The following is a 23,763-nucleotide window of genomic DNA, read 5'->3' on the forward strand; positions in this document are numbered from 1 at the left end:
CCAAAATCGATGATCGCTAATTAATTGATATAAATTGATTTTATTTTAAAGAGTGATGTTAATCACAAAAAAATGGGGAAAAATCCTCTCCTGCACGCTTCCGCTGGATCTTTTTTTTCGTCCTGCCGCTCACAGCCTCAACCACCGCTGCGAAGAATGAGTTAGAGCTATTTTCTGTAGAATGCTGTATGGTCATACGCTCTTAAATCAGGAAATATCATATGTCAGAACGCAAAGACGCTAAAACTCGCCGTAATTATCTCGTTAAATGCTCCTGCCCTAACTGCTCCCAGGATTCAGAACACAGCTTCAGCCGAGTCCAAAAAGGTGCGCAACTCATTTGTCCCTACTGCCATAAACTCTTTCAGTCCTCATCACGACCCGCTGCATAATTTTCTCTTGCCAGATGCCGATTGCCGCGCGTGGTTGAGCAATAATCAGCCAGCGCCGATCTCTTTTGGCGAAAAAAAGCCCGCCAGCGCGGGTTTTATTTTGATTTGAATAGACTTCCCGCGCGCTTACTGTATAGTCGTGCCGGTTTTCATATTTAAAAGGTATTTCGTTGTTCCAAAAAATGACAGGTATTGTCAAAGCATTTGATAATAAAACAGGCAAAGGCCTGATAATCCCCTCCGATGGTCGTAAAGACGTTCAGGTTCATATTTCCGCATTATCGCCCGGCGAACCCACCACAATCAGCCCAGGAATCAGCGTTGAATTTCGTCGCGTTAACGGACTGCGAGGGCCAACCGCCGCCAATGTCTATCTTTCATAAACACCGGCTCCAGGCGCTACCGAGCGGATTAAAACATGGCCAGAAAACGCTTCACCGTGCGCGAGCGCTCGTAGCGTCGCCAGGCGATAGCAATATCGGTTTTTAGCGGCGTGCCCGACAAAGGGTGATAGCTGACGTTAGGCAGCGTGATGCAGGTCATGGACTGCGGCACCAGCGCAAACCCGAATCCGGCCTCCACCATGCTTAACGACGACGATATTTGCGATGACTGATACGTTCGTTGCATATCAATACCGGCGCGCAGATAGCTGTTATACACCAGCTCATACAGCCCCGGAGCCACTTCCCGCGGGAAAAGAATCGGCGCCACGTCCGTTAACTGCTCCAGCGTCAGCTCGCTATGGGACGACAGCGGATGCGAACGCGCCAGCGCAATCACCATCGGCTCCTGGTCGATAATTCGCAGGTTGAACGCTTTACTGCTTTCACAGGGCAGGCGCACAAAAGCGATATCCAGCTCCGCTTCGCCAAGCGCCCCCATCAGCGTCGCCATATTGCCCTCGACCTGATGTAACGTGACTCCCGGGTGACTGTGCTGAAACTGCTGGAGCAGGCTAAAGATTTGCGGATGAAAGGCATCAGAACTGGTAATGCCCAGCGAGAGCCGGCCGTTCAGCCCGCGGGCGATCCCCTTGGTCTTTTCCAGCGCCGCGTCGCTTAATGCCAGGATCTGGCAGGCATCCTCATAGAACGACTCCCCCGCTTCCGTCAGCTCGACGCCGCGGGTTAAACGGCGGAAAAGCGGCGTGCCAATTTCCCGTTCAAGTCGCTGTATTTGCTGGCTTAATGGCGGCTGGGAGATGCCGAGTTCTTTTGCCGCTTTAGTGAAGTGTCGCGCCTCGGCGACGGCGACGAAGTAGCGCAGATAACGAAGTTCCATATCGAAAACGTCTCAAACAATCATAGATTCTATATTGGAACTGTGAGCTGAATCGGGTCAACATTTATTTAACCTTTCTGATATTCGTTGAACGAGGAAGCGGGTAATGAACCATTCTGCTGAATGCTCTTGCGAAGAGAGCCTGTGTGAAACTCTACGAGGATTTTCCGCGCAACATCCCGATAGCGTCATCTACCAGACTTCTCTGATGAGCGCGCTGTTGAGCGGCGTTTATGAGGGCAATACCACCATCGCCGATTTGCTCACCCACGGCGATTTCGGCCTGGGCACCTTTAATGAACTGGACGGCGAGCTGATCGCGTTTAGCAGCGAGGTTTACCAGCTGCGCGCCGACGGCAGCGCCCGCAAAGCCCGCATGGAGCAGCGCACGCCCTTCGCGGTGATGACCTGGTTTCAGCCGCAGTACCGCAAAACGTTTGATAAACCGGTCAGCCGCGAACAGCTGCACGACATTATCGACCGGCAAATCCCCTCCGATAATCTGTTCTGCGCCCTGCGTATCAACGGCCATTTTCGCCACGCCCATACCCGCACCGTACCGCGCCAGACGCCGCCCTACCGGGCGATGACCGACGTGCTCGACGACCAGCCCGTTTTCCGCTTCAACCAGCGCGAAGGGGTACTGGTGGGGTTTCGCACGCCGCAGCATATGCAGGGCATTAACGTTGCCGGCTACCACGAACACTTCATCACCGATGACCGCCAGGGCGGCGGCCATCTGCTCGATTATCAGCTCGACCACGGCGTGCTGACCTTTGGTGAGATCCACAAATTGATGATTGACCTTCCTGCCGATAGCGCCTTCCTGCAGGCGGATCTGCATCCTGACAATCTTGATGCCGCCATTCGCTCAGTCGAAAACTAAGGAGATTCTCGTGGATAATCAACATCAACCGCGCCAGTGGGCGCACGGCGCCGACCTTATCGTCAGCCAGCTTGAGGCGCAGGGCGTACAACAGGTGTTCGGCATTCCAGGGGCCAAAATCGATAAAGTCTTCGATTCGCTGCTGGACTCCTCCATTCGCATTATTCCGGTACGCCACGAAGCCAACGCCGCGTTTATGGCCGCCGCGGTTGGCCGCATCACCGGGAAAGCGGGCGTCGCGCTGGTCACGTCCGGCCCCGGCTGCTCCAACCTGATTACCGGCATGGCCACCGCAAACAGCGAAGGCGACCCGGTGGTGGCGCTGGGCGGTGCGGTAAAACGCGCCGACAAGGCCAAACAGGTGCACCAGAGTATGGATACGGTGGCGATGTTTAGTCCGGTAACCAAATACTCGGTGGAAGTCACCGCCGCGGAAGCGCTGGCGGAAGTGGTTTCCAACGCGTTTCGCGCCGCCGAGCAGGGACGTCCCGGCAGCGCCTTCGTCAGCCTGCCGCAGGACGTGGTCGACGAGCCGGTCCACGCCAGGGTTCTGCCCGCCAGCGATGCGCCGCAGACCGGCGCGGCGCCGGACGAAGCCATTGAGCGAGTCGCGAAGATGATTGCCGGCGCTAAAAATCCAATATTCCTGCTCGGCCTGATGGCCAGCCAGGCGGAAAACAGCGCGGCGCTGCGTGAATTACTGAAAAAAAGCCATATCCCGGTTACCAGCACCTATCAGGCCGCCGGCGCGGTGAATCAGGACCACTTTACCCGCTTCGCCGGGCGGGTTGGGCTGTTCAATAACCAGGCGGGGGATCGACTCCTGCATCTCGCCGACCTGGTCATCTGCATCGGCTATAGCCCGGTGGAGTACGAACCGGCCATGTGGAATAACGGCAACGCCACGCTGGTGCATATCGACGTGCTGCCGGCTTACGAAGAGCGCAACTATACCCCGGACATCGAGCTGGTCGGCAATATTGCCGCCACTCTAAACAAACTCTCTCAGCGTATCGACCACCAGCTGGTGCTGTCGCCGCAGGCCGCCGAGATCCTGGTTGACCGCCAGCATCAGCGGGAGCTGCTCGACCGCCGCGGCGCGCAGCTGAACCAGTTTGCCCTTCATCCGCTGCGCATCGTTCGCGCCATGCAGGACATCGTCAACAGCGACGTAACGCTGACCGTCGATATGGGGAGCTTTCACATCTGGATCGCCCGCTATCTCTACAGCTTCCGCGCCCGTCAGGTCATGATTTCCAACGGCCAGCAGACCATGGGGGTGGCGCTGCCGTGGGCGATTGGCGCCTGGCTGGTGAACCCGCAGCGCAAAGTGGTTTCGGTTTCCGGCGACGGCGGCTTCCTGCAATCCAGTATGGAGCTGGAGACCGCCGTACGGCTAAAAGCTAACGTCCTGCATATCATCTGGGTCGATAACGGCTACAACATGGTGGCGATTCAGGAAGAGAAAAAATACCAGCGGCTCTCCGGCGTTGAGTTCGGTCCGGTGGACTTTAAAGCCTACGCCGAAGCCTTCGGCGCCAAAGGGTTTGCGGTTGAGAGCGCAGCCGCCCTTGAGCCGACGCTGCGGGCGGCGATGGACGTCGACGGCCCCGCCGTGGTCGCCATCCCCGTTGATTACAGCGACAACCCGCTGCTGATGGGCCAGCTTCATCTCAGTCAAATACTTTGAGTCACTACAGAAGGAATCCAGCAATGAAAAAAGTCGCACTCGTGACCGGCGCGGGCCAGGGCATCGGGAAAGCTATCGCCCTTCGCCTGGTTAAAGATGGTTTTGCCGTGGCTATCGCCGATTACAATGACGCCACCGCACAGGCGGTCGCCGATGAAATTAACCGCGGCGGCGGCCAGGCGCTGGCGGTGAAGGTGGATGTCTCTAAACGCGACCAGGTTTTTGCCGCCGTAGAACAGGCGCGGAAGGGCCTGGGCGGTTTTGACGTGATTGTGAACAACGCCGGGGTGGCGCCCTCCACGCCTATCGAAGAGATTCGCGAGGACGTGATCGATAAAGTCTACAATATCAACGTCAAAGGCGTTATCTGGGGTATCCAGGCCGCGGTAGAGGCGTTTAAAAAAGAGGGCCACGGCGGCAAAATCATCAACGCCTGCTCCCAGGCGGGCCACGTGGGTAACCCGGAACTGGCGGTCTACAGTTCAAGTAAGTTTGCCGTGCGCGGCCTGACGCAAACCGCCGCCCGCGATCTGGCGCATCTGGGAATTACCGTTAACGGCTACTGCCCGGGGATCGTCAAAACCCCAATGTGGGCGGAAATCGACCGTCAGGTTTCCGAAGCGGCGGGTAAACCGCTGGGCTACGGGACCCAGGAGTTCGCCAAACGCATTACCCTTGGACGGCTTTCCGAGCCGGAAGACGTCGCGGCCTGCGTCTCTTATCTCGCCGGTCCGGACTCCGATTATATGACCGGCCAATCGCTGCTGATCGATGGCGGCATGGTATTTAGCTAATAATAAATAAGCTCTGACATGGTTTGCCCCGGCTTCAGCGCCGGGGCTTTTTTATCTCACCCTTTAGGGAAGATCCACAGGTCGCTGACGGGCAAGGCCAGATGGCAGCGCTCGGCATCGCGCAGCGCGCTGCCGTAGGCGCGAATGGCGAAATCATCGCCCTCGGTGCGAAACAGGTACTCCCAGCGGTCGCCGAGATACATACTGGTCAGCAGCGGCAATGCCAGCATATTCTCCTCAGGCGCTGAGGCGATGCGCAGGCGTTCAACGCGGATCACCGCCGTCGCCTCTTCCCCCACCTTGACCCCCTCCCCGACCATCCCCCACAGCGCCCAGCTGGCGCCCTCAATTCGCGCCCGACCATTATCCAGAGCGGTGACGGTGCCATGCAGCCGGTTATTGCTGCCCATAAACTCGGCGGCAAACAGCGTTCTCGGGCTACCGTACATCTCCTGCGGCGTTCCCTGCTGCTCGATCACCCCGTTATTGAGCAGCAGAATGCGATCGGAAATCGCCATCGCCTCGTTCTGATCGTGCGTGACCATCAGCGCCGACAGCCCCAGCTTGACGATCAGCTCGCGCAAAAAGACCCGCGCCTCTTCCCGCAGCTTGGCGTCAAGATTCGACAGCGGCTCATCCAGCAGAATCACCGGCGGGTTGTAAACCAGCGCCCGGCCGATGGCCACGCGCTGCTGCTGCCCTCCGGAGAGCTGGTGCGGATGGCGATTGCCAAGATGCCCCAGACCCAGCTGTTCAAGCACGGTCTGCACCCGCTGCTTGATCTCCGCGGCGGCAACCTTACGCAGCTTCAGCGGATACGCCACGTTTTCAAACACCGTTTTATGCGGCCACAGCGCGTAGGACTGAAATACCAGCCCCAGGTTGCGCGCCTCCGCCGGGATTTCGCTACGCGGGTTGCCGTCATAGACGCGGGTTTTACCAATAGTGATAATGCCGCTGGTCGGCTTCTCCAGCCCGGCTACCGCCCGCAGCAGCGTGGTTTTTCCACTGCCCGATGGCCCGAGCAGCGAGACCACCTCACCCCGCTTCAGTTCCATTGACACGCCCTTGAGCACCGGATTATCACCGTAGGTCAGATGCAGGTTTTCTACCGATAATTCAATCATGTAATTTCACTCCAAAGCGCAGGGCGATACCCAGGCCCACGACCACCAGCAGAATATTAATAAAGGAGAGCGCGGCAACGATATCGATAGCCCCCGCCGCCCACAGCGACACCAGCATCGAACCGATGGTTTCGGTGCCCGGAGAGAGCAGATAAACCCCGGTGGAATATTCGCGCTCGAAGATAAGAAACATCAGCAGCCAGGAGCCGATTAAGCCGTAGCGCGACAGCGGAACCGTGATGTGGCGGGTGATCTGCCCGCGCGATGCGCCGGTACTGCGTGCGGCCTCCTCCAGCTCCGGCGCTACCTGCAGCAGCGTCGAGGAGATGAGCCGCAGCCCGTAAGCCATCCATACGACGGTATAGGCCAGCCAGACGCTAAAAATGGTGTTACGCAGCGCGCGCAGCTGAACGATCAGATGTTCACGCAGCCAGTCTGCCACCGGCAGCGCCGAGAGCCAGCCGTTTTTCAGCGACTGATCGAGCCACATCGGCAGAAACAGAAATACCCACAGAAACGCCAGCCCGGCCAGCAGCCCGGGCACCGCGCGCGGCACCAGCACGCTATAGTCCAGAAAGCGCGTGACGTTATCCGGTTTGCGGTGCATCGCGATGCCCACGAACAGATAGCAGACCACCGCCAGCGCGCCGCCAATCACCCCAATCGCCATGGAGTTAACGATGGCGCGCAGCAGATTCGGCTGCTGCCAGATGTTACGGAACGTCGCCAGCGAGAGTTCATCCCACAGCGAAACGCCCACGCCCCAGTTTGAAATAAAGGCCCGCAGCGCCACGCCGATCAGCGGCACCCCAATGGTGACCGTCAGCCATGCCACCACCACAATCCCGGCGACCCAGCGCCATTTCCCCAGCGGCAGCGCGCGGGCCTGGGACGCTTTTCCCTTCATGGTGACAAAGCGGTTGGCGGTGCGCATCAGGCGGCGCTGGAGCATCACCAGCGGAACGGTGATGCAGATCAGGACCACCGCCACCGCCGCCATCAGGTGATAAGAAGGCGTACCGAGCTTGTTGGTGAGCTTATAGAGATAGGTCGCCAGCACCATGTTGCCTTCCGGATCGCCCAGCACCAGCATCAGGCCAAATACCTCCAGGCCGAGGAAAAACAGCAGTACGCAGGCGTAGAGTATCGACGGTCGCACCATCGGCAGGCTCACCGAGGTCATCACCTGCAGCGGCGATGCGCCCACCGTCCGCGCGGCCTCCTCGACATCCGATCCGACGCTGCGCAGCGCGGAAGAGATATAGAGATAGGCATGCGGAACGTGCGTCAGCCCGGCAATTACCACGATGCTGAACATCGAGTAAATATTCCACGGCACGAAGCCGATCAGCTGCTCGGCCCACTGCGAAAAGAAGCCCACCGGCCCGGCCGCCACCACGTAACCAAAGCCCAGTACCATCGGCGAAACGAAAATCGGTACCAGAATCAGCGGCTCGATAAACCGCCGCCCGGGTAAATCGGTACGTACCATTAAAAAGGCGAGGATCCCGCCGAGGGGGATGGCAATCGCCACCAGACCAAAGGCCAGAATAAACCCGGACTTGAGCGCCAGATAAAAATCCGGGTCGCTAAAGATGAAGGCGAAGGCTTCGAGGCTGAACGATTTCGTGCGGGCAAAAAAAGGCGCCGAGAGAAAGCTCTGCACCACGATAAATAACAGCGGGACATAAATCGCCAGCGCCGTCATCACGACGACGATACCGCGCGGCAAACCCTGCCATTTTCGACGTAAGACATTCATAAGCGATCCCTTTAAACCTGGCGGGCGTTAAGCGGGCTGCGCATCCTGAAATGATGCGCAGCGCCGGAGGGTTATTTCGCCGCGGCGGTGCGCCACTGTTTGATAAACTCCAGTCGTTGTTTCGGCTCAAGATACGCCAGCAGCGTTTCATCGACCGGAATAGGCTTCAGCGCGCTACCGAGCATTTTGGTCATACCGTCGATATCATTTTTACCTTCGATATCATTGCGCAGGGAGGGAATATCGGCCTGGTTCGCCAGGATGCTTTGTCCCTTTTCCGACAGCACGTAATCAAACCACAGCTTCGCGGCATTAAGGTGCTCGGCTTCTGCGGTAATAAAAGAGACCCGCGAGAGCACCAGTACATAATCTTTCGGATAGGAGATGCCGAGCGAAGGATCGTTTTTGGCCCGCGCCTCCGCGTAGGATCCGAGAATATTGTAGCCAATCAGGTTTTCCCCGGAGGAGACGCGCTCCATCATCGTACCGGTGGACGATTGCACGGTCAGGCCGCCTTTCGCTATGCCCGCCAGATCGTCAAAGTAGCTGGCATCGGCTTTGCTGTCCTGTACCGCCAGCATAAAACCCAGACCCGATTTTTCAATGTCATAAGTCGTGACCTTACCTTTGAATTTATCGGCCTGGCCGGCGATCAGCTTCGCCAGCGCGGTATGCGAGTCCGGAACTTCGCCCTGAGGGATCAGCCGCTTATTGTAGATAAAGACCACCGGCTCGTAGGTCGTGCCGTAGGCTTTCTGTTGCCAGACCGCCCATTTTGGCAGCTTATCCCGCTCCGGCGAGGCGTACTCTTCGGCGTAATCGGTGGCGAGCTTCAGCGCCGTATCCATGGAAGAGCTCCAGACCACGTCGCCGCTGCCGCCGCCCGCCGCCTGTTCGCTGATATAGCGGTTGTACAATTCGGTGCTGTTCATATCGTTATATTCAACTTTAATGCCGGGATATTGCGCTTCAAAGCCTTTAATTAACGGGCCTGCGGCCTTGGTATCGGTCGTTGAATAGATAACCACTTTGCCTTCTTTAATCCCGGCATCCACCACCTTTTGATAATCCGCCGGATAGCCCTGAGGAACTGCGGCAAGGACCTGTCCGGAGATAGCTGCCGTCAGTGAAATCACTAACCCACTAATTTTCATATACATAAAATCAACCTTTAGATATCAATTATTAAACTTAAATTTAACATATAGCGAGACGCCAGAGCCTTGCAACGCCGGGGTTTGTTTTTTTACGGCTTTTGTGACGCTGGCGTAATTTAAAGGAAGATTCGTGGGACGCGGCTAAAGAGATAAAGGTTGTTGGGCGGGAATATTAAGAAAACATTAAGTTTTTTGTGTTGACCCCCTCAGTGTTGCGTTTTCTTACACACAAAAATAACACCCGCTGGCGCCGGGCGAACGTCAATCGCGCTTATGGATATTGCCATCAGGGTAAATTTTGCGATCGGCCTTACAATTGAGCTGTTAAATAACGTAATGGAAAGGCATTTCATCAAATGAACTAAAAAATGAAAGCTGATATGAATATGACAAAAATCACAAAAACACGCTGAAGCCACTGTTTTGAAGAAAAGATCGCTGTTCACCATGTCATCGCCATCGTGAACAAAAAACGAGCACGGGAGGAAGAATGCGTTGACGAGCCCGAAAGCGCTCAGGAGCTGAAATGGCGGTGGGCACAACCCACAGAGACGAGATAAAGGGAGTTCGTGGCGAGTTTGACCGGACCTCTCCCCAGCAGTCCCTCATCCACAGCGTGTTGTTTGCCGGGGCTGTGGCCCGTTGCGGGTGCGGTTGTCACGGGTAACGGGATCCGGATGTTCAGAGTCATGTAAAGTGTGAGAAATATACGGCAGGTCGATGTCGCCGCTGCTGTACGCGATGGACACTTCGGTGCCATCGGTAAGCGGGGTGTGCCAGCCGTACGTCTCTCCGGTATACGGCTTCGCCATCCGCAGCCACAGGTATGCGAATCCCTGCTCCGCATCGTCCCGGTCAAAGTCGAGCCTGACGCGGTAGCGGCCATACTCGTCCAGATGCGCGTAAACAGCGTTCTTCTCCCGGTTTTCAACCCGTGCCGGCAGGGTGCCGTGCACTTGCGGACCTGGTATTTCAGCCGGGCGGAAGCAGTAACTTTCGGTGTAAGGCATGCCCTACACCGACACGTGCAGACTGGAATCCCGGGCACCCCCGGAAGGTCACCAGCGTGAGGATCACGCCTTCTTGCAGGGCCGTAATGACGTCGCCCTGCGGCTCCAGCACCTGCCCGGGAGTGAGGTGTGCAGCATTACTGAACAGGTGAATGCGGGCCGACCTGTTGAGCACCCGCTCGTGATGAAGCCGGGCATAAAACGCGCCAGATTCGGTTTCCGGCTCCGGGCTCGCGTCATCGCCCGCTTCACGATAAGGTGCCGCGTAGCGGTAATGCTCCCCGGTGGTGACCGCATCACTGCGCACACTCACCGTCGCATCCATCGGCGTGGTGGCGGTCCGGTAGTTGTAATCCCGCGTGACGACAGTGCCGGTGGCGATGTTGTGCCAGGTCCGCACATCCCAGACCGATTCTGCCGCGCCGTCGAACAACCCCGATGGCTCGCTGTACGGCAGGCGCACATCAAACTGGTAGTTAAGCTGGCTGTCGGCAAAAATGTACGTATCCAGACCGCGCATGTCGTCCATCTCCGTGCGCCAGTAAATCCCCACCTCAGACAGAATGCGCTGGATGAATTGCAGATCCGTCTCCTGCCACTGAGTGATAATTTCACGCGGCGGGTATGTATGCTCCAGTCTGAATTCAAAATCTGGACCTTCCAGACCGTGTTTACGCAGCACCCGCTCCACCACCTCAGGAACGGACTGATTCTGATATACCGCGCACTGTCGGGTGTATCCCAGGAGCGCCAGGCGTGAACTGAGCGTAAGCCGGTAGTGAGACTGATCCTTTGAGGTGGAAAGCCATTCCAGGCGGGTCACCATGCCGTGCACACTTTTGCCGCTCCGCATCCGGAAAGAGGCACGGCACTTGCTGTTCGAGTAGGGTCACATTGTGTGACTGTAAACGAGGTTCATACTTGAGTAGTACACCGGCCAACGTATCGATCAGCTCGTGGGCTGTCCCGGGCATGCCTTGCAGAATCTTGGTCATATCCGGCAAACCATAATCTGGGAGATGGGATATGGTCCCGGCCCGGGCGTTCAAAATATGCTGGATGTTATCCAGTACAGATAAAATGACCTGATCTTCTTCGTTTACAACTTCAAGGGGAAGATCCCCTGTAAAGTTGCCAGTAAGAATTTCATATTAAGGAGGGCGCTTTTTGCTTCATAATATATCGAATTATATAAAATGATAGAGGTTTAGGTCCTAAGGAATAGGAATTATCCTATATTTCGTTTTAATTTTTTTGCAAGAATAATTATTGCGTAACCGGATAATGAGGAACCAAACATCAACATTACGCGAAGTGGATTTGTTCCATACCATGTATAAAACATAAATACAAAAGCCACACCAAGGATGGGTATTGAATGTTTTAATTTAATGAAGGCTGAGAGAAATATTATTGGAATAATAATGCACCGCATGTATAACATTACAAATCCAAGACCAACACCTCTACTTCGAGTAGTGAAATGATCCATATACCATTTGTAGCCGAAATAATGAACAGTGACAACAAGAATGCATCCAAGGACTGCAATTAGAATATTTATTGCAATGGTTTTATTTTTTCCAAATTCCATATTTTTCCAACTCACTATTTTTTATTGGGGCACCAAGCATTTCTGCTTTTACTGAGTTACTTATTTCTTTAACTTCAACTGCTGGATAAGATTTTCCCGTAGATGTTACTTTATATGTAAAATTCTTGCTAGCAAATAAAGCCCCTCTTAATACGAAATAATTATCATACTCATTGGAATAGTCCTCACTCCCTGTTATTGTACCTGCACCCCATTCAATTCCGATTTGTACTGTTTTAGTTATGCTCTGAGTGCTACGGTAGGTGTCAACGGCAAATGGTATCTGGCCCACGGCGTCCGTCCAATAGGGGATGTCGGAGATTAATACCAAAAGATATCCTGCTCCACCTTCAGGGTTCTGCTTCCAATCTCCTTCCATATTTTTATAAAAACTATATGATGGTCTGTCAATCAAGGAAAACTTAGCTATATCATCCCATGTAAATATTTTATATGCTTCTTTAGCATAGTCTGCGTCATTAATAAAAAGTAATTCCCTATAGTTATCTGCTAACGGCTCAAACCATTGATATTGAAAATGATCATAAAGGGTTTGAGCCGTTAATATTGAAAACCCATCCTCTTCGGCACCTCGTAAAACAAATAGAACCTCACCGTTTTTTCTGGTGATAATTAAAACGTTGGTACTTTAATGTCATGAGGTGTGCTGTCATTTTCTGGAGTTGTTTTTCCTTTTATGCCCAGCTCAGTCTTTCCATCCTTTGTAACTATCAGATAGGGGGTTCCATCTATTTCAATATTTATTTTTTTCATGGTATTATTGCTCAGCTTACAAATATCCAATATTCATGTTCACTGTCTCTTTTGTCTATGTATCCATCTGTGCCGAAGCCAGAAAGTAGTTCCTCTCCATCCGATGTTTCAACACGATAATTGACATTTGAAGAGAAATTTAACTTTCTGTCGTAATACTGAATGATCATTGTCATCTGCTTCATTGACTCAATTGGTAGATCGGTTGCACCAGCAAACATAGTCCGCTTCACTTTGCGCAAATACGATGCTGTCGTACCATACTCGATCTTCCCGGCCTCAAGCTTCAGGTAACTGCCACCACCAATTAGGGTGATACGTTTCTTTCCGGCAAAGGAGATGTCACTCGCTGAGCTCAGCGTCAGCTTCTTCTCAGCGAACAACCGCATACTGGCGTTTTGTGCCTGGACATCTATTGGCCCTTCCCCGGATTTCAGGCTCAGTTGACCGGTGCGGGCAAAGAGCCCCAGCTTCTCCCCGATCAAAGCGGTCGCATTGCCCATCACTCCAACACTGAAGTCTTCTCCGGCGTTTAGCGCAAGGTTCCGTTCAGCGGCCAGCTGCATATCTTCACCACTGGTCAGGGCCACGCCTTCCGGCGCCGAGAAAAGCACCGCTTCATTGAGCGGTTTCAGCCGCTGCTCAAACATCTCTATCTGGCTGTCGACATCGCCCTTCAGCGCCTGCGCCTGCGCCGCCGCGATTTCCAACTGCTGCAGTTGCTGGTTAAGCCGGTCGATTTCCTTCAGCGCGGCATCCATGTCCAGGGCCTCACCCTGCGCCTTCACCTGCGCATCCGCGCTGACAAACAGCCCCTTCCCGGCTCTCAGGGTTCCCCACTCGTCGGTGCGCAGCTCCGTTCCCTGACTACGACGTTGCCCATGGCTGTCCACCAGATGCCCGCTGTTGAGCTGGGTCTTCCCGTACTCCGTGGCAAGTTTGATATGCTCCTCACCGCGCTTATCCTCCATCCGCAGCTTGTTGTTCGCCGGGGTGCGCAGCACGTTGCGCGTGTGGTTGTCGCGGGTCACGTGGTCCGGGTGTTCAGAATCGTGCAGCGTATGGGCGATGTACGGCAGGTCAATATCACCGTTGCTGTACGCAATTGCCACTTCCGTCTCGTCGGTGAGTGGGGTGTGCCAGCCGTATGTATCACCAGAGTACGGCTTCGCCATCCGCAGCCACAGGTAGCCGTAGCCCGGCTCTGTCCCTTCCCGGTCAAAGTCCAGCTTCACCCGGTAGCTCCCCTGCTCGTCCAGGTGAGCGTAGATACCGTATTTGCCTTGCGCAGCAGCGTCTGGTAATCGGCGGCATCAACCGCTTTACGATCCCTGAGCTGATAAACCTGCATCATAAAAGTAGTGTTGGGTGAAAATAAAGGAATAGAAAATTGGGGGAGCAGTAATAAATGAATTACCGTCTCTTAATCGAACTGACAATATGTTCAGCAAGTTTTTCTAGGTCATCTTTATCCATCGGTGGTTGTTTTTTAACCTGACTACTGTCTTGCATAACATAGAGCAATAAATCAGGTTCCATACTTCTGACATTATGATTGCCCTGCACATAAGCAACATAACCATAGTTAATATAATTCAGGCGATTAATTACTTGATCCTTATAGTCATATACTGGGACATCACGAAAAGTTGCCTTCACAAAAGTCCCAAGCCCGTCACGCCCGTCCATCTTAATTGGGCGCCATTTCGGGCTGATTAACTCTTTCGAAACAGATGACCACTGGTATTTTCTGTTCCACAAATAAGTAACAAAATCCTTAGCACTTTCATTTTCAGGACGCTGAAACCTTGGTCCAGGCTCCATGCCTAAATCCTGAAAAAATATGGTCACATCCGGGTGATTTTTCAGACGGTAAGTGACCGCCATATTACGCAGTTCATGGCCAGAATCCCCGGCGATAAAACCATAGGGTATACAAAAACCTTGCGCTGTGGGAACCTGATAGAGTTTGCGAGACTGGAATCTGTTAAGTAATGAAAGAATTTCAGGTTCACTCTCTTGCAGTTGTTTCTCTGCCGTTTGTGTTTTATCACCTGTGTCCTTCTGATATTTCTTCCAGAAATGATATAAACGTTCATCTTTTTTCACAAAAAGGCTATAAGTTCTGTTTTCATATAGCACAAAAGCATCAGTATAATCTTTAATGATATAATTATGCTTTCTTTTAAATTCTGATCCTGGCGTAACAGGATCGTTAAATAATTCTAGATTACGATCTTCATATTGCCTGGCAACCTTCACACCAAAATCTCTGTTAGCGATTACTTTGTTTCGATACTCTACCCAATTAATGGATGTGCGACTCTGTGATGAAATGCCCAATTTATATTGCCCGTAATAGAATTCAGTAAATTGCGCCTGAACAGAGCTATCATTCCGAACAAAAGTATTCCTTTCGAACTTTACTTCTGGGCTTGCATATAACCTTGTTTTTATATCCCCATCGTTTTCGGGTTGCTCTCTGGGATTAACAAAATCTTCAACCTGATACAATGCTATTTCAAGATTATCTGGCAACGCTAATTGATAATAGCCCACACACTCATTTTTCCATTCCTGGCTATATGCGTTAAATGAAAAGAGTAAGCAAACAGATAACACTGGCAAGCACAGAGTTTTCATAGCAACACTCCACTTCTGTCATTATTTTCAAAAATACCAGCAATCTGAAAGTCATTACTATTTAAGCCATTATTATTGGCTATAAGTCGTATATTATAAGGAATCAGGTTATTCTCTCCCTCAGTCCAGTGAACGGGTAACATAGTAAAATATCCCTTAACGCCGTTCAGTTTATTACTATGCTGGACTGTTCTATTAGTAGCCCAGAATGTTTCTGAAAACGGCATATTTTCCTTATCAGACTCTGCCGCTGTAGAATTAACCGAAATTACTGGCCAGACAGAAGACCTGATTTTACTTTCAGTGCTATCAGGATAATCGTTACCTCCATCCAGTTGATAATTATCTCCTGGAATAAAGTTGAATACTGCTTCGTAATTTTCGGCATTTTTTTTCGCCAGCATCTGAATTTTTTCCCATCCCGTCCTGAGTGCCGGTTTATCCAGCACATCTGCACACGCTCCCGCTGCGCTGCCCAGCCATTTACGCCATGCACTTTGTCTCAATTCGCGCGCAAAGTTTCGGGTCGGGGCAGCAACGCCCGTCCCATCCAGGTCCGTATAACAATAGGCTGTATCGGATATCAGTACCGCCAGCTCGGAGTCCCGGTCACCTTGCAGACTCCGGTCATTGATATTCGCACTTCCCACCAGAACATAGCGGTCATCGACAATCATCAGTTTACTGTGGACATATATCTGCTCTGTTACCGCCCTGCCGTTTAGTTCAGCGTGGTCGCGCAGATTCAGCATCGTCACATACTCATTGCATGCTTCCAGTGGAATGGTTTTATACTTATCGCCGCACTGCTCTTCCAGCTCAGTAATTTTCTGCCACCACTCCCTGCGCGGGACCGTCTGTAGCTCAAGTTGTTGTTTTACCCATAAGCTACGGCGAATACGGTTAAGCAGGCTCTGCGAACCAAAGACTAAGGACTGTCGGGTTAAATGAATTTGCGCCACAATGGCCGGATCATCAAGCCGCCCCTCTGGATACACCGGCAGTACAATATACACATGGAACGCCTGCTGCATATGACTAAAGACTGCCCGTTTAACCCGGTCTCCCAGCCATTCTGCCACCGGATTTTGCGGTGTCGTGTCATCAGCCAGGAGCCGGGTTGCCCAAGCTGCTACTGACGGATTAATGCTATCCGCCACCGGACTTAGCCCACTCCCGGCACTAATCGATGACCGCCCAAACGCCGAGACAAAGAACTGATTCTCAATATAAATATAGTGCTCCGCCTTGCTGATAAGCAGGTGGATACTGCGTAGGATATCATCCTGTTTGAGCCTGGCCTTTGGTGCGCTGTCCGGCATACGTTTATGCTCATCTTTACGCATGTCGAGTGAGGCACTGCGCAGCACCTGCACCTGGCAACTGCCTTTTTTCCGTGGCGGTGCTGCCGGAACCTCCAGTTCAGGAACAGAGGTTTTCAGCGAATGATCCGGATAGGGGTGACTATAACTGTTCCAGCGAAACACAAAGTTACGCACCAGGTCATAAACCGCTGGCCCTTCAATTTGCATTTGGTAGTCCTGCCAGGGCATCCGGGGCTGGACCGTCGGGTCCAGATAGGTACTGTCCTTTGACGTGGCGGATGACTGCCAGTGCTGATGGCTGAGCACGTTATTGATAATGTGCTGTACACTGTCAGCCTGCCGACGCTCAGCTTTTTGCCGTTCATCCTGCTGGTTATCCCGCCGGAATCCCCCTGCCGGGATGACATATTCCTCCATGGGGTTGTAACTGCTTTGCCGCGAAACAGGCGGGATGCACGAATTGTACATATTCATCCCCTGTCGTCCGTCTGCATTTGCCTGCAAACCATAATGGTCATCATAGCGTCCGTAGGCCAGGTCAATACCGCCGACAAACGCAACTTCTTCATCAACAATCACGCATTTCTGGTGATGCGAAAACATCATTCCGGATTTAGAATCCGCACACTGAACATAAAAGGCCTTGCGCTTCAGATAACAATTCATCGCCGCAAACACCCGCTCTGTTGCCGCCGAATAGGTTTCCACCTGTGAGGGATTATTCCACGGCATAATGTACACCTGCAGTTCCGGTGAAGCCTGTACGGCTTCCAGTAATGCATCCACCAGGCGAACCCCTTCCGCTAGTTGGGCATCCCAGTTAACCTGCCAGCCTGTGATGTAAACACATTTTTGGGCCTGTTTAAAGGCAGTCAGTAACGCAGTAAAATAGGCCTTTCCCCCCAGGAAAGCCTGCACCGCATTACCTTCGGTATACTCGGCAAAGTTTTCTGACTGACGCTCCTGGCCACTGGTGTAATGTACCCAATGGTTGTGAGTTAACGTGGCTGTATAGCTCTTGTCGCTTTTGTCATCAAAATACACACTCCCCCGATTCATGCCATCATCAAGTTTTTGCACTGCCATCTTATTTTTCCTCCCTGAGTGAATCGAGTATTGCCCCGTTGATCTGTTGTTCATCCTGTATACATTGTTTCAGCTTTTCGCCAGGTTGAATGTTGTCGGAGACCGAATTGAACATGCGATGGAATCCCATTGCATCCTGTGCACAGAAGTCCTTTGCATCACTGCCTGTGTCGGCAGGTATCATATTGAAATACAACCTGTGCGCGCGGTCACCAGCCACCATCCATAAACGGGACGAATACTGTGATGCCAGTTTTATCAATTGCGCCTGTTGTGTTTCTGACTGGAGAACATTGCCAGCATCGTCCGTTTGTCCGTTCATAAGGACTTCATCGGTAGAAATGGCCTGCATGTAAGAGCCTGCCTCGACGATTTGCCACTGGCGCACTGATTGTGCAAGTCCGTTTACTCCTGGCGCATCAGACAAACGGAGCACCGGCTTAAGGTTCTGACTGATCGGTTGGGAGGTGAATAAATCAACCAGTGGCATCACTGGCAGATTTAACGGCATACTCGCCGCCCCCGCCGCCATAGTCCGCTTCACCTTCCGCAGATACGTCGCCGTCGTCCCGTACTCCACCTTCCCGGCCTCAAGTCGCAGATAGCTTCCGCCACCGATCAGCGTTATACGTTTTTTCCCGGCAAAGGAAATGTCACCCGCTGAACTCAGCGTCAGCTTCTTCTCAGCAAACAACCGCAGGCTGGCGTTCTGCGCCTGGACCTCTACCGGCCCTTCTCCGGATTTGACGCTCAGCTGGCCGGTGCGGGCAAAGAGCCCCAGCTTCTCCCCGGCCAGCGCGGTCATGTTGCCCATTGTTCCGATGCTAATATCCCCCCCAGCATTCAGGGCGACATTTTTTGTGGCCGCCATTTGCAGATGCTCACCGCTGGTCAGCCCCATCCCTTCCGGGGCGGACATCAGCAGCACCTCGTTTAGCGGTTTCAGCCGCTGCTCAAACATCTGTATCTGGCTGTCGACATCCCCCTTCAGCGCCTGCGCTTTTTCTGCGGCCATTTCCAGCTGCTGCAGTTGCTGATTAAGCCTGTCGATTTCCTTCAGCGCAGCGCTCATATCCAGTGCGTCACCCTGCGCCTTCACCTGCGCATCCGCGCTGACAAACAGTCCCTTCCCGGCTCTCAGGGTTCCCCACTCGTCGGTGCGCAGCTCGGTGCCCGTGCCGCGACGTTGCCCCTGTGCATCCACCAGGTGCCCGCTGTTGAGCTGGGTCTTGCCGTACTCCGTGGCAAGTTTGATGTGCTCCTCACCGCGCTTATCCTCCATCCGCAGCTTGTTATTCGCCGGGGTGCGCAGCACGTTGCGGGTGTGATTGTCACGGGTGACGTGGTCCGGGTGCTCCGGGTCGTGCAGCGCATACGCGATGTACGGCAGGTCAATATCACCGTTGCTGTACGCAATCGCCACTTCGGTGCCGTCGGTGAGCGGGGTGTGCCAGCCCAGCGTTTCACCGGCATAAGGCTTCGCCATCCGCAGCCAAAGATAGCCGTAGCCCGGCTCCGTGCCCTCCCGGTCGAAGTCCGGCTTCACCCGGTAGCGCCCCTGCTCATCCAGGTGTGCATAGGTATCATTTTTTTCGCGACTTTCGATCCGGGCCGGAAGCGTACCCGGGATGACCGGGCGAGGGATTTCCGCCGGGCGGAAACAGTACCGTTCGGTGTAAGGCTGGCCCCAGACTGACACATGCAGGCGGGAATCACGGGCGCCCCGGAAGGTCACCAGGGTGAGGATCACGCCTTCTTGCAGGGCCGTAATGACGTCGCCCTGCGGCTCCAGCACCTGCCCGGGAGTGAGGTGTGCAGCATTGCTGAACAGGTGAATGCGGCCCGACCTGTTGAGCTCCCGCTCGTGGTGAAGTCGGGCGTAGAACGCGCCAGATTCGGTTTCCGGCTCCGGGCTCGCGTCATCGCCCGCTTCACGATAAGGTGCCGCGTAGCGGTAATGCTCCCCGGTGGTGACCGCATCACTGCGCACACTCACCGCCGCATCCATCGGCGTGGTGGCGGTCCGGTAGTTGTAATCCCGCGTGACGACAGTGCCGGTGGCGATGTTGTGCCAGGTCCGCACATCCCAGACCGATTCTGCCGCGCCGTCGAACAACCCCGATGGCTCGCTGTACGGCAGGCGCACATCAAACTGGTAGTTAAGCTGGCTGTCCGCAAAAATGTACGTATCCAGACCGCGCACGTCGTCCATCTCCGTGCGCCAGTAAATGCCCACCTCAGACAGAATGCGCTGGATGAATTGCAGATCCGTCTCCTGCCACTGAGTGATAATTTCACGCGGCGGGTATGTATGCTCCAGTCTGAATTCAAAATCTGGACCTTCCAGACCGTGTTTACGCAGCACCTGCTCCACCACCTCCAGGACGGACTGGTTCTGATATACCGCGCACTGCCGGGTGTATCCCAGGAGCGCCAGGCGCGAACTGAGCGTAAGCCGGTAGTGAGACTGATCCTTTGAGGTGGAAAGCCATTCCAGGCGGGTCACCATGCCGTGAACGTTTTTGCCGCCACGCATCCGGAAAGAGGCATATTTCATCAGCACCTGTTCCGGGGGAATGTTCGCCTGCAGCGTGGTGAACTCAATGTCCCATCTGAACGGCTCGCTCAGGGCTTCCCTGCCGTAAAAGCGCAGGACATCCGGCTTCACTGTACTGTCATTGATATCCAGAAAGTATCGGGTCTGTCCGTCAAAAAGCGCTGACCAGTTATCCATCACGTCACTCCTTTACCGGCACGAGGCTTAGCCAGCCATCACCCAGTTCAATCGTACGGGGTTTGTCCGGGTCGAGATCGTCACGGGTCAGCACCAGGCGCCAGCGGTTGTCCTTCTGATCCGGGCGGTTAAATAATCCCACCACCGCCACGAACTGAGCATCTTCATCCATGGGAACATTGAGCGTCACGCTGCCGTTGGGCATCACCAGCAGCTCTTTTGACGCAAGCATATCGTCCTTAAGTACCGTATCGGCCTTGCGCAGCAGCGTCTGGTAACCGGCGGCATCAACTGCTTTACGATCCCTGAGCTGATAAACCCGCATCATGGTCGCCAGCGGCGTCTGTGCGCCATCGGCGTTAATGGCCGTGCGCGGGGTAAAATCCAGATGCAGCGTTTTAATTTTCCTGTAGAAGATGGATTTCGTGATGCTGACCGTACCGTCCGTGACGGTCTGCGTCAGACCGCAGCCTGCGAGTAGACCACAGGCAATAAGCGTCAGCACCCGCCAGCGGGTTATTGTTGCCATTCAAAAGTTCCTTTTATCCCCTTCATACTTCTGATTGCAGATGCGTTGGCTGCACGCACTCGTCCCGCCCGGTCACATAGTGATCTATGCTCCCGGGGACTCACGCGTTTGCCGCCTTCCTGCAATCAGAATTATTTTGGGGAGAATTAATGATTGATGATTAGTCGAAGCGGTAATGTCCGTCTTCAGCAGGGGGTAACACAGACCATTGCAACCCTTCATAACAGCCCAGACTGACGGTCAGACTCTCCTGGCTGTTGCTGAGTTTGCCTGCTTTCAGCCCCAGCAAACCGGTGCGGCCCAGTTGGATACGCCTGCCTTTGCCAAGGCGGGGCTCAGGCAACAGCCGTACGGGTACAGTGAGGCGCAGTCGGGCGTCACTGCGGTAGCCGAGATAGACGCGTAACAGAACAAGAAAATCGGTATGGAGGACACCACCGGGTAACCAGCCTTCCGCCTCGTCCGGATCCGCTGTCTCCAGCGTCACCAGTACCCGGCTGCATGCCTCCCTGGCCGTTTTACCCAGAGTGGCCCGCTGCGAAAGACGGATACGGTTTCCGGCCCCCAGCCCACTGCGATTATCGATATGGACTTTAACCGGATCCGGTTCGGTGATAATTGCCCGGGTATTCGGCGCCAGCAGGCTCACCACAGCCCGGATGCCCTCGGTATTGCGCGTGGGCAAACGCATGGTGCCCAGCAGGGCCAGGAAACGGGACACCGGCGTTGCCACCTGCTCAGACGTACCAGGTATACCGAGTCCCACCAGCCCCAGCAGACACTGTGATGTGGCATCTCGCCCACCGGCCTCGAAGGTTGCCGGATACGCGTATTTTCGCCAGATCCGGTAATACTGCGTGGTGATGCGGTGGCTGAAAATATCCAGAAACGAGGTGACCGCCTCGTGTCCTTCCCGGCGCTGCGCAATGTCGTCCAGCCAGGACGTTGGCAGAGGGGAGTCCACGCCATACATCCCCAGAAATGTCGTGCGGACCGTTGGGGGTAATGTCGGATGGTCTTCGTCGGTCTCCACCACCTTCAGGGTACTGACCGGGAAACCCATACCAGGCCAGGGTCTGAATCGTACCGGATCGTCGCCCGGATGGCTGGTGGCGCCCAGTTTGGGCGCGTCCGGATTTTCCTGTTCCAGCAGCTGGCAGAAACGATAGAAATTGGCCCGCCAGATATCTTTATTAAGGGCCAGCGTCAGCCCGGTACGTGCTGGCTGTGATTCTCGCGCCATCTCAGTCGTTTCCCTGTCGGTTGCAGTACCAGCGTGAGCTGGTTAAAGAGGTGAATATCGGCATAGAGCGCGAAGAACCGGTGCAGCATCTCCCCGAAGAGATTCACATCGCCCTCGCCTGCAAAATTATCCGTATTTAGCGTGACCTCAATGTCCACGCCCCTGAGCATAAAGCCCTTCTCAAAACGGCGGATCAGGGTGTGCTTCACGGCGACGATTGCTTCAAGCCGACGGCGGTTCATCTCATCGTCAGTCCAGTCATAGAGCGCCAGCGTTCCCCGCAGAACCTCCGGATTGTCCATCATGCTGAGGAAGTTTGATCCGAGGTGGCTCATCACTCGCCAGTGAAAACGGTCATTTGCCGGGGGATATAGCGGCATTGTCGGTGCTGTGACGTTTAATACTCTGACGGGCACTTTGCCGGTTTTGACCACCCTGTCCAGCAGGGTACTTTCCAGCGCTTTTCGCGGAAGTTGCCCGTTGGTACCGGTTATTCGCATCGAAAGGGATTCTGGTTTATCGGACAGCTGCTCCAGCTCGAACGAGCGCCCCCCGAGAATTAACCAGGTGTCATACAGACCAGAGGGGCCGCGTTTCACGCGGGTGTGGTAATAACGTTCAGGGGCATCATGACGCATCATACCGCCCCGGTGCCGGAAGCTGGTGAACGGTACATAGGGGTGTTTGCCATTCTTCACCGCGCCATGGATGTTATCGACGCTGTAAATCTCGGTGTGGCCATCCTGAAGACGCAGCGGCCTGAGCAGGTATTCGTTATCCAGAGGATTAAGTGTCAGCGGATCGGCTTCCAGGGTAAAGAGATTGATAACCGGCGCACAGTGCAGCCGGAAGTTTTCTGTCTCAAAAGGCAGGTCAGATGACCAGGCTTCACTGAGCACAATATCGATTTCAAACCAGGAGCTGGCCTCAGTGAGCCCGATGGTGTCGAGACCGCGTAGCTCAACAAACATAAACTTCGGACGGAAGCTGAAGTACTCCAGCAGCAGCTGATAGCCGCTGAAGGCCGTATCGCTTTTCTTCCACAGGCCGTCGTCGTCAAAGCCCATCGGCCTGCACCAGCCATCAAACTTATGGCGTTCAGTTCCGGTACCGACATGACGGGCATACATAGCATGCACCCGGCGGGTCATCGCCAGATGCAGGGCTGAACTGACCGGGCTTTCGGCGTTCAGAAAAAGAGCGACTTTTTCGAGCCCGGACTTGCTCCAGTCCACTTTTTCCGGACACTCAAAACGCAGGCGAATAGCCGAGCGCCCATCCGTTTCAGTATGCAGACGCGCATCGGCAAGTTGCAGGGGTTGTAAGGGCACGTCCCGAGTGGTTCGGTACTGGCAGGTGGTTTTCTGCGGCCCAATCGGGCGCGAAAGAACAGAAAAGCCTTCGGCCAGCGTTTCTGCCTGACGCAGGCTGCGCCAGTCCGGCGTAAACTCTACGATGGCAAGTGACGGAATGGTCCGCATATAGTGTGGCCATAACAGACTCACCAGCCCCTCGGTCAGCTCCGGCAGATCGTCATCGAGCTTTTCACGCAGTCTGCCCATCAGGAAGGCAAATCCTTCAAACAGACGTTCTACATAAGGATCGCGCGCGCCGGGTTTATCCAGATTAAGCATCGCCGCCCGGTCCGGATGGGCCCGGGCAAATTCTTTACCCGCTTCGCGCAGATAGCGCATTTCGGCTTCATAGTAGCGCAGGGTTAAATCATCCATGCA

19 protein-coding genes and 4 pseudogenes are annotated in these 23,763 nt (G+C 54.2%); 5 read left to right on the top strand and 18 right to left on the bottom strand.

The features are described from left to right. Positions 1 to 221: 221 nt before the first annotated feature. The gene (locus ABLV30_RS11365; protein ID WP_213220741.1) at positions 222 to 392 is read left to right on the top strand and encodes a YnfU family zinc-binding protein; all 171 of its coding nucleotides are present in this window, start codon (positions 222 to 224) and stop codon (positions 390 to 392) included. On the opposite strand, the gene ABLV30_RS11370 is transcribed toward ABLV30_RS11365, so the two are convergent. Continuing rightward, positions 337 to 615 carry a hypothetical protein gene (locus ABLV30_RS11370; RefSeq protein ID WP_162097154.1) on the bottom strand — a complete coding sequence of 93 codons (279 nt, stop codon included), beginning with the start codon at positions 613 to 615 and terminating at the stop codon, positions 337 to 339. The genes ABLV30_RS11365 and ABLV30_RS11370 overlap by 56 nt on opposite strands. Here ABLV30_RS11370 and cspF point away from each other — a divergent pair. Next, positions 563 to 775: a cold shock-like protein CspF gene (gene cspF / locus ABLV30_RS11375; RefSeq protein WP_348865599.1), complete on the top strand. Its 213-nt coding sequence runs from the start codon at positions 563 to 565 to the stop codon at positions 773 to 775. The genes ABLV30_RS11370 and cspF overlap by 53 nt on opposite strands. Before the next feature lie 28 nt (positions 776 to 803). On the opposite strand, the gene ABLV30_RS11380 is transcribed toward cspF, so the two are convergent. Continuing rightward, the gene (locus tag ABLV30_RS11380) at positions 804 to 1,676 is read right to left on the bottom strand and encodes a LysR family transcriptional regulator (protein ID WP_014229640.1); all 873 of its coding nucleotides are present in this window, start codon (positions 1,674 to 1,676) and stop codon (positions 804 to 806) included. Between the two features lie 106 nt (positions 1,677 to 1,782). Here ABLV30_RS11380 and budA point away from each other — a divergent pair, with 106 nt between their 5' ends. From budA to ABLV30_RS11395, 3 genes are read left to right on the top strand one after another with little or no spacing between them, the layout of a single operon-like run. Next, positions 1,783 to 2,562 carry an acetolactate decarboxylase gene (gene budA, locus ABLV30_RS11385; protein ID WP_004851637.1) on the top strand — a complete coding sequence of 260 codons (780 nt, stop codon included), beginning with the start codon at positions 1,783 to 1,785 and terminating at the stop codon, positions 2,560 to 2,562. 10 nt (positions 2,563 to 2,572) lie between these two features. Further along, complete coding sequence (alsS, locus tag ABLV30_RS11390) at positions 2,573 to 4,252, top strand: acetolactate synthase AlsS (RefSeq protein WP_047723698.1); 1,680 nt, start codon at positions 2,573 to 2,575, stop codon at positions 4,250 to 4,252. Positions 4,253 to 4,275: 23 nt separating this feature from the next. Continuing rightward, positions 4,276 to 5,046 carry a (S)-acetoin forming diacetyl reductase gene (locus ABLV30_RS11395; RefSeq protein WP_047723697.1) on the top strand — a complete coding sequence of 257 codons (771 nt, stop codon included), beginning with the start codon at positions 4,276 to 4,278 and terminating at the stop codon, positions 5,044 to 5,046. Positions 5,047 to 5,102: 56 nt separating this feature from the next. On the opposite strand, the gene ABLV30_RS11400 is transcribed toward ABLV30_RS11395, so the two are convergent. The 16 genes and pseudogenes from ABLV30_RS11400 to tssF all read right to left on the bottom strand — a co-directional run bounded on the left by ABLV30_RS11400 (position 5,103) and on the right by tssF (position 23,760). Continuing rightward, positions 5,103 to 6,173, bottom strand: a complete 1,071-nt coding sequence (locus tag ABLV30_RS11400; protein WP_032692928.1) for an ABC transporter ATP-binding protein — start codon at positions 6,171 to 6,173, stop codon at positions 5,103 to 5,105. Then, positions 6,166 to 7,935 carry an iron ABC transporter permease gene (locus ABLV30_RS11405; protein ID WP_154950830.1) on the bottom strand — a complete coding sequence of 590 codons (1,770 nt, stop codon included), beginning with the start codon at positions 7,933 to 7,935 and terminating at the stop codon, positions 6,166 to 6,168. The genes ABLV30_RS11400 and ABLV30_RS11405 overlap by 8 nt, the downstream gene beginning before the upstream one ends. 71 nt (positions 7,936 to 8,006) lie before the next feature. Continuing rightward, complete coding sequence (locus tag ABLV30_RS11410) at positions 8,007 to 9,095, bottom strand: ABC transporter substrate-binding protein (RefSeq protein WP_004851647.1); 1,089 nt, start codon at positions 9,093 to 9,095, stop codon at positions 8,007 to 8,009. A gap of 585 nt (positions 9,096 to 9,680) precedes the next feature. Continuing rightward, positions 9,681 to 10,955, bottom strand: a pseudogene (vgrG, locus tag ABLV30_RS11415) (type VI secretion system tip protein VgrG); the annotation flags it as partial. A gap of 13 nt (positions 10,956 to 10,968) precedes the next feature. Further along, positions 10,969 to 11,247: pseudogene (tssE, locus tag ABLV30_RS11420) on the bottom strand (type VI secretion system baseplate subunit TssE); the annotation flags it as partial. Positions 11,248 to 11,330: 83 nt separating this feature from the next. After that, on the bottom strand, positions 11,331 to 11,696 hold the full coding sequence (locus tag ABLV30_RS11425) for a hypothetical protein (RefSeq protein WP_129896993.1): 366 nt from the start codon (positions 11,694 to 11,696) through the stop codon (positions 11,331 to 11,333). Beyond that, on the bottom strand, positions 11,677 to 12,111 hold the full coding sequence (locus ABLV30_RS11430) for a hypothetical protein (RefSeq protein ID WP_154950828.1): 435 nt from the start codon (positions 12,109 to 12,111) through the stop codon (positions 11,677 to 11,679). Before ABLV30_RS11430 ends, ABLV30_RS11425 begins: the two co-directional genes overlap by 20 nt. A gap of 218 nt (positions 12,112 to 12,329) precedes the next feature. Beyond that, positions 12,330 to 12,470, bottom strand: a complete 141-nt coding sequence (locus ABLV30_RS11435; protein ID WP_177986830.1) for a hypothetical protein — start codon at positions 12,468 to 12,470, stop codon at positions 12,330 to 12,332. An 11-nt stretch (positions 12,471 to 12,481) separates the two neighbouring features. Beyond that, positions 12,482 to 13,741 (bottom strand): annotated as a pseudogene (locus ABLV30_RS11440) (DUF2345 domain-containing protein); the annotation flags it as partial. Next, a pseudogene (locus tag ABLV30_RS11445) lies at positions 13,741 to 13,824 on the bottom strand (type VI secretion system lipoprotein TssJ); the annotation flags it as partial. The pseudogenes ABLV30_RS11440 and ABLV30_RS11445, both read right to left, overlap by 1 nt. Before the next feature lie 59 nt (positions 13,825 to 13,883). Then, a complete protein-coding gene (locus ABLV30_RS11450; protein WP_048262264.1) occupies positions 13,884 to 15,113 on the bottom strand; it encodes a T6SS immunity protein Tli4 family protein in 1,230 nt (409 codons plus the stop codon). Further along, positions 15,110 to 17,524, bottom strand: coding sequence for a phospholipase D-like domain-containing protein (locus ABLV30_RS11455; RefSeq protein ID WP_265801882.1), 2,415 nt, complete (start codon positions 17,522 to 17,524; stop codon positions 15,110 to 15,112). Before ABLV30_RS11455 ends, ABLV30_RS11450 begins: the two co-directional genes overlap by 4 nt. 1 nt (position 17,525) lies before the next feature. Beyond that, positions 17,526 to 20,258 carry a type VI secretion system Vgr family protein gene (vgrG, locus tag ABLV30_RS11460; protein WP_154950826.1) on the bottom strand — a complete coding sequence of 911 codons (2,733 nt, stop codon included), beginning with the start codon at positions 20,256 to 20,258 and terminating at the stop codon, positions 17,526 to 17,528. Between the two features lie 4 nt (positions 20,259 to 20,262). Then, positions 20,263 to 20,787, bottom strand: coding sequence for a type VI secretion system lipoprotein TssJ (gene tssJ / locus ABLV30_RS11465; RefSeq protein WP_064357243.1), 525 nt, complete (start codon positions 20,785 to 20,787; stop codon positions 20,263 to 20,265). A gap of 160 nt (positions 20,788 to 20,947) precedes the next feature. Next, positions 20,948 to 22,030, bottom strand: a complete 1,083-nt coding sequence (gene tssG / locus ABLV30_RS11470; protein ID WP_064357242.1) for a type VI secretion system baseplate subunit TssG — start codon at positions 22,028 to 22,030, stop codon at positions 20,948 to 20,950. Continuing rightward, entirely contained in the window at positions 21,994 to 23,760 is a 1,767-nt protein-coding gene (gene tssF / locus ABLV30_RS11475) for a type VI secretion system baseplate subunit TssF (protein ID WP_154950824.1), read from the bottom strand. The genes tssG and tssF overlap by 37 nt, the downstream gene beginning before the upstream one ends. Between the last annotated feature and the right edge of the window lie 3 nt (positions 23,761 to 23,763).

This window comes from Klebsiella sp. CN_Kp113 (assembly GCF_040064585.1).
GTDB lineage: Bacteria > Pseudomonadota > Gammaproteobacteria > Enterobacterales > Enterobacteriaceae > Klebsiella > Klebsiella michiganensis.

Excerpts from the sequence above, each read along its gene's own strand:
- ABLV30_RS11365 (WP_213220741.1), top strand. The coding sequence starts at position 222 with ATGTCAGAACGCAAAGACGCTAAAACTCGCCGTAATTATCTCGTTAAA.
- ABLV30_RS11380 (WP_014229640.1), bottom strand. The coding sequence starts at position 1,676 with ATGGAACTTCGTTATCTGCGCTACTTCGTCGCCGTCGCCGAGGCGCGA.
- budA (WP_004851637.1), top strand. The coding sequence starts at position 1,783 with ATGAACCATTCTGCTGAATGCTCTTGCGAAGAGAGCCTGTGTGAAACT.
- ABLV30_RS11395 (WP_047723697.1), top strand. The coding sequence starts at position 4,276 with ATGAAAAAAGTCGCACTCGTGACCGGCGCGGGCCAGGGCATCGGGAAA.
- ABLV30_RS11400 (WP_032692928.1), bottom strand. The coding sequence starts at position 6,173 with ATGATTGAATTATCGGTAGAAAACCTGCATCTGACCTACGGTGATAAT.
- ABLV30_RS11405 (WP_154950830.1), bottom strand. The coding sequence starts at position 7,935 with ATGAATGTCTTACGTCGAAAATGGCAGGGTTTGCCGCGCGGTATCGTC.
- ABLV30_RS11410 (WP_004851647.1), bottom strand. The coding sequence starts at position 9,095 with ATGTATATGAAAATTAGTGGGTTAGTGATTTCACTGACGGCAGCTATC.
- ABLV30_RS11425 (WP_129896993.1), bottom strand. The coding sequence starts at position 11,696 with ATGGAATTTGGAAAAAATAAAACCATTGCAATAAATATTCTAATTGCA.
- ABLV30_RS11435 (WP_177986830.1), bottom strand. The coding sequence starts at position 12,470 with ATGAAAAAAATAAATATTGAAATAGATGGAACCCCCTATCTGATAGTT.
- ABLV30_RS11450 (WP_048262264.1), bottom strand. The coding sequence starts at position 15,113 with ATGAAAACTCTGTGCTTGCCAGTGTTATCTGTTTGCTTACTCTTTTCA.
- ABLV30_RS11455 (WP_265801882.1), bottom strand. The coding sequence starts at position 17,524 with ATGGCAGTGCAAAAACTTGATGATGGCATGAATCGGGGGAGTGTGTAT.
- vgrG (WP_154950826.1), bottom strand. The coding sequence starts at position 20,258 with ATGGATAACTGGTCAGCGCTTTTTGACGGACAGACCCGATACTTTCTG.
- tssJ (WP_064357243.1), bottom strand. The coding sequence starts at position 20,787 with ATGGCAACAATAACCCGCTGGCGGGTGCTGACGCTTATTGCCTGTGGT.
- tssG (WP_064357242.1), bottom strand. The coding sequence starts at position 22,030 with ATGGCGCGAGAATCACAGCCAGCACGTACCGGGCTGACGCTGGCCCTT.
- tssF (WP_154950824.1), bottom strand. The coding sequence starts at position 23,760 with ATGGATGATTTAACCCTGCGCTACTATGAAGCCGAAATGCGCTATCTG.